Raw genomic sequence first — 239 nt, forward strand, 5'->3', positions numbered from 1 at the left:
AGAAGCCCATATGCTTGATCTTTTAATTTATCGTGAAAACGCCAAACTAGAACCCAATCAAGGTCCCCATGAAATTATGGTTTGCGGAAAATCTTGTCTTGCTGGTGATATTTTTGGAACATTTCGGTTCCCTGAACCCCTTAAAATAGGTGATAGATTATCTTTTCAAGATGCTGCAGGCTATACAATGGTCAAAAAGAACTGGTTTAATGGCCTTCAAATGCCTGCCATTGTCGTTA

1 pseudogene is annotated in these 239 nt (G+C 38.9%); it reads left to right on the plus strand.

What is annotated here, in order from left to right:
- Positions 1-239 (plus strand): annotated as a pseudogene (locus ACFIK8_RS12700) (carboxynorspermidine decarboxylase); the annotation flags it as partial.

Source organism: Bartonella sp. MR168JLCBS (genome assembly GCF_042194175.1).